Here is a 5,103-nt window from a genome sequence, read left to right as displayed (position 1 = left end):
GCCCCCTGTTGCGGTGCCGGCCGCCGCCCGCCACCGCAACAGGGGGCGGGACGTCGGTGCCGGCACAGGCGCCGACCGGAGGTTCGGCGGTCGCTCGCCGACGGCCGCCGAACGGCACGCGGGAGGCGGGTGGCGCGAGGCGGGCGGTATGCCGGCGCGAGGGCGGTCGGCACGAGGTGGGCAGCGCGCCTGCGGGAGGCGGCCGGCACGTGGTGGGCGGCGCGCCGGCGGGCGGCGCGAAGCGGGAGGCGGTCGGCGCGAGGTGGGGCGGAGGGGCGCCGTGGGGGTCAGGGTTCGTCCGAAGGGCGGGTGCTCGCGCGCATGATGAGCTGTGGTTCCACCAGGAGGTGCTCGGCCCTTCGGGCGCGTCCCTCGATGTGGTCGACGAGGAGTCCTATGCTTCGGCGGCCGATGGCCGCGAAGTCCTGGCGGACCGTGGTCAGCGGTGGCGGGAAGTACTCGGCTTCGGGGATGTCGTCGAAACCGGCCACGGCCACCTGGCCGGGCGTGCGGATCCCCGCCTCGCGCAGCGCCCGTAGGACACCGAGGGCCATCTGGTCGTTGGCGACGAAGACGGCGGTGACCGGGGCCGCCCCCCGACGGGCCAGGGCGAGCCCGGCGAGTTCCTGTCCCGCCCGGTACCCGGACAGCGGGCTCCAGTCCCCCGTCAGTACGCGCGGAGGTTTGATGCCGTTCTCCTCCAGGACCGCGCGCCATCCGGTGGTGCGGGCCTCGCTCTCCAGCCAGTCCTCGGGACCCGCCACGTGCCACACGGTGCGGTGCCCGGCGGCGAGCAGGTGTTCGGTGACCATGCGGGCCCCGAGCTCCTGGTCGAGGGAGACGCCGGGCAGGTCGAGCCGGTGACCGCCCTCCACGGTGACCACGGGGAAGGGCGCGTCCAGTTCGGCGAGCGCCTGCACGTGCGAGCGTTGCGGGGTGATGGCGACCACCCCTTCCACGCCCCAGGACGCGAGGTGGTCGACGGCGCCCTTGAGGCCTTGCCCCTCGCCGGTGCGCAGGCTGACGGTGGAGACGAGGTAGCCCTGCTCCCGGGCCGCCTCCTGCAGGCCGGTCAGGGTGCTCGCAGGGCCGTACAGGGCGGTGTTGACGGCGATGACCCCCAGCGTCCTCGTCCGGCGCGTCACCAGGGCGCGCGCGGCGGAGTTGCGGCGGTAGCCCAGGTGCTCGATGGCCCGGGTGACCTGCTCCCGGGTGGCCGCGCGGACGTTGGGGTGGCCGCTCAGCACCCGGGAGACGGTCTGGTGGGAGACCCCCGCCTCGCGCGCGACGTCGGCCATCGTCGGCGGGCGGACGTCTTCCGCGGGATGCGCCACGTTCGCCTCCCTTCTCCCTGATCACGGCTGCACATCGGTGCGAGAGAACCTTAGCGCCTTTCGCGGCACGCCATTGTGAACGTTAACAATGCCGGGTGCGGGGGAGGAACCGTCCTGCTAGGGCGACGGGCGGGATCCGCCGAAGAGCCGTTGGAGGAGGACGAAGACGAACAGCAGGCCGCCGATGACGATGCGCGTCCACCACGAGCTGAGCGTGCCCTGGAAGCTGATGACGGTCTGGATCAGGCCGAGGACCGTCACACCCAGGGCGGTGCCGAGGACGAAACCGGAGCCCCCGGTCAGCAGCGTCCCCCCGATGACCACGGCCGCTATGGCGTCGAGTTCCATGCCGACGGCGTGCAGGGCGTAGCCGGACAGCATGTAGAAGGTCAGCAGCAGACCGCCCAGGGCGGAGCACAGGCCGCTCACGGCGTACACCGCAATCTTGGTGCGTCCCACGGGCAGCCCCATGAGACGGGCCGAGGACTCGCTGCCGCCGAGGGCGTACACCGTGCGGCCGAAGCGGGTGTGGTGGAGGACGACGAAGGCGAGCGCCAGCACGACCAGGGCGACGACCACGGCGGGTGAGACGAACAGTCCCCCCGGCAGGAGCACCCGCGTCTGGGCGATCCGCGTGGTCGTCGGGTCGGTGAGGGAGATCGACTCGGTGCTGATCGTGTAGCAGAGGCCGCGGGCGAGGAACATGCCCGCGAGGGTGACGACGAAGGGCTGGATCTCGAAGGTGTGGATGACCCAGCCCATCAGTGCCCCGCCTCCTGCTCCCACCAGCAGGACCAGCGGCACCACCAGGGCGAGCGGCACGCCGTTCCGTTCGACGAGCCAGGCCGTCAGCATGGTCGACAGGGCCACCGTGGAGCCGACCGAGAGGTCGATCCCGCCGGTGAGGACGACGAACGTCGTGCCGATCGCCACGACGAGCAGGAAGCCGTTGTCGATCAGGACGTTGAGCAGCACCTGCCCGGAGAAGAAGCCCTCGTAGCGCACGGAACCGAGGGAGAACATGGCGATGAGCAGGGCGCCCGTGACCATGAGCGGCAGACGGGCGGCATGCCGCACCGAGAACCGGTGGAGCGGCCTGCCGAGGGAGCTGAAGGTGGTGCTCACGGATGGACCTCCTGCTGGCGTACTCCTGCGTCGCCGACCCCGGGGGCCGGGGCGGCGGGGCGGCGACGGCGGGGGAGTCGCGCGCGGAACGCGGGCGACTGGACGAGACACCCGACGATGACGACCAGGGCCTTGAAGACGAGGGTGGTCTCCGGCGGTACGCCGAGGGTGTAGATCGTGGTCGAGAGGGTCTGGATGACCAGCGCGCCCAGGACCGTCCCGCCGAGGGAGAAACGGCCGCCGGTGAGGGCGGTGCCGCCGATGACCACGGCGAGGATCGCGTCCAGCTCGATCCACAGGCCCGCGTTGTTGCCGTCGGCGCTGGACACGTTGGAGCTGATCATCAGACCGGCCACCGCCGCGCACACGGCGCTGACGACGTAGACCGTGACCAGGAGGCCGGCCGCCCTGACGCCCACGAGCCGGCTCGCGACCGGATTGCCGCCCACCGACTCGATGAGCATGCCGAGCGCGGTCCGCCGGACGGCGAGGAAGGTGACGGCGACGACGGCCGCGGCCAGCAGGACGGCGAAGGGGAGGGTGAGCCAGTAGCCGCCGCCGATCATCTTGTAGGTGCTGCTGGACACGGTGACGATCTGGCCGTCGGTGATCAGCTGGGCCACGCCGCGCCCGGCGACCATGAGCACGAGCGTGGCGACGATGGGCTGGACGCCCAGCCGGGCGACGAGGAAGCCGTTCAGCAGCCCGATGACGGCGGCCACGCCGACCGCCACCGCGACCGCCGACATGACGGTGGGCAGGCTTCCGGGGTCCTTCGCGCCGGCGAGGTGCTCGCAGGCGAGGGCGCCGGCGATGGCGACCGTGGAGCCGACCGAGAGGTCGATGCCCCGGGTGGCGATGACCAGCGTCATGCCGAGCGCCACCAGGATCAGCGGGGCGCCGAACTGGAGGATGTCGATCAGGCTGCCGTACAGGTGTCCGTTGCGGACGCGGACGGCGAGGAAGTCGGGGGTGAACGCGACATTCCCGAGCAGCAGGGCGGCCAGGAAGGCGGCGGGCTGGAAGAGGCGGTGACCGGCGAGCTGCCGGGCGACGGGCGCCGGGGCCGGACGTCCGCCGGTGGTCGTGTCGTCGGACGGTGTCATGAGACGGCTCCGGTGGCGATGGTGCCCAGGATCCGATCGGGCGTCAGGGCCGGGTCGTTGAGGAGGGTGGCGACGAGTCGGTGGTCGCGCAGGACCCCCACGCGGTGGCTCAGCCGCAGCACTTCCTCGATCTCGGCGGAGATGAAGACGACCGCGGTGCCTTCCGCCGCCAGGCGGGTGACCAGCTTCTGGATCTCCGCCTTGGCGCCGATGTCGATGCCCCGGGTGGGTTCGTCCAGGATCAGCAGCTCGGGGTCGGTGAGGAGCCACCGGGCGAGCAGGACCTTCTGCTGGTTGCCGCCGCTGAGATTGCGGACCTGGACCTCCGGGTCGGCCGGACGGATGTCGAGGACCTCGGTCCACCGGGCGGCGATCTCGTCCTGGCGGGCGCGCGAGAGGGGCTTGGTCCAGCCACGGGCGGCCTGGAGGGCGAGCACGATGTTCTCGCGGACGGTGAGCTCGGCGATCAGGCCCTCTTCCTTGCGGTTCTCCGAACAGAAGGCGATCCTGCGGGCGATCGCGGCCCGGGGGGACCGCAGGTGAGTAGGTTCGCCGTCGATCCGGAGCTCTCCGGCGTCGGCGTGGTCGGCCCCGAAGAGCAGCCTGGCCGCCTCGGTCCGTCCGGATCCGAGCAGTCCGGCCAGGCCGACGACCTCGCCCCGGTGGACGTCGAGGTCGTAGGGCTGGACGGCACCTGACCGGGCGAGCCCGCGGGCGCTGAGGAAGGGGGTTCGCGCAGGAGCGGGGGCGGCGGCGCCGGTGCGGGAGGTCTTCGCGAGGGCGTCGAGCGTGCGGAGTTCGCCGCCGACCATGCGGTGGACCAGGGTGACGGGGGTCAGTTCCTCGATCCGGTGCTCGCCTTCGAGGCGGCCGTTGCGCAGGACGGTCACCCGGTCGCACAGGTCGAAGACCTGGTCGAGGAAGTGGGTGACGAAGAGGATCGCGACGCCCCGGTCGCGCAGCCGGCGCACCAGGGCGAACAGCTGGGCGACCTCGTCCCGGTCGAGGCTGGAGGTGGGCTCGTCGAGGACGAGGACCTTGGCCTCGATGTCCACGGCCCTGACGATCGCCACGAGTTGCTGGACGGCGAGGGACTGCGTGTGCAGCGGCAGGCGGACGTCGAGGTCGAGTTCCAGTTCGGTGACGAGGCGGGCCGCGCGTGCATGGAGGGCCGACCAGTGGATCAGTCCCAGGCGCCGGGGCTCACGGCCGATGAGGACGTTCTCGGCGACCGAGAGGTTGGGACACAGGTTCACCTCCTGGTAGACCGTGCTGATTCCGGCGTGCTGTGCTTCCAGTGGTGCGGTGAACCGCCGGGGGCTGCCGTCGACGGAGACGGTCCCCGCATCGGGTGCGTGGACGCCGGTGAGCACCTTGATGAGGGTCGACTTGCCGGCGCCGTTCTCGCCCATCAGCGCGTGCACCTCGCCGGGGAAGAGGCGCAGGTCCACGCCGTCGAGGGCGACGACACCGGGGAAGGCCTTGCGGATGCCGCGGGCCTCCAGGACCGGCCGGTCGGTGGGGGTCGGTGTGCGGGG

At 72.1% G+C, this 5,103-nt stretch carries 4 protein-coding genes; all 4 read right to left on the bottom strand.

The annotated features are described in order from the left end of the window. Positions 1-287 precede the first annotated feature (287 nt). A complete protein-coding gene (locus EF918_RS32185) occupies positions 288-1,334 on the bottom strand; it encodes a LacI family DNA-binding transcriptional regulator (RefSeq protein WP_125652443.1) in 1,047 nt (348 codons plus the stop codon). 117 nt (positions 1,335-1,451) lie between these two features. Continuing rightward, the gene (gene yjfF, locus EF918_RS32180) at positions 1,452-2,459 is read right to left on the bottom strand and encodes a galactofuranose ABC transporter, permease protein YjfF (protein WP_185922018.1); all 1,008 of its coding nucleotides are present in this window, start codon (positions 2,457-2,459) and stop codon (positions 1,452-1,454) included. Then, positions 2,456-3,565: an ABC transporter permease gene (locus EF918_RS32175; RefSeq protein WP_125652442.1), complete on the bottom strand. Its 1,110-nt coding sequence runs from the start codon at positions 3,563-3,565 to the stop codon at positions 2,456-2,458. The genes yjfF and EF918_RS32175 overlap by 4 nt, the downstream gene beginning before the upstream one ends. Next, a complete protein-coding gene (locus tag EF918_RS32170; protein ID WP_125652444.1) occupies positions 3,562-5,070 on the bottom strand; it encodes a sugar ABC transporter ATP-binding protein in 1,509 nt (502 codons plus the stop codon). The genes EF918_RS32175 and EF918_RS32170 overlap by 4 nt, the downstream gene beginning before the upstream one ends. Positions 5,071-5,103: the final 33 nt, after the last annotated feature.

This window comes from Streptomyces sp. WAC06614 (genome assembly GCF_003949795.1).
In the GTDB taxonomy this organism is placed as follows: Bacteria; Actinomycetota; Actinomycetes; order Streptomycetales; family Streptomycetaceae; genus Streptomyces.
This window is presented reverse-complemented; position numbering and strand designations above follow the sequence as displayed.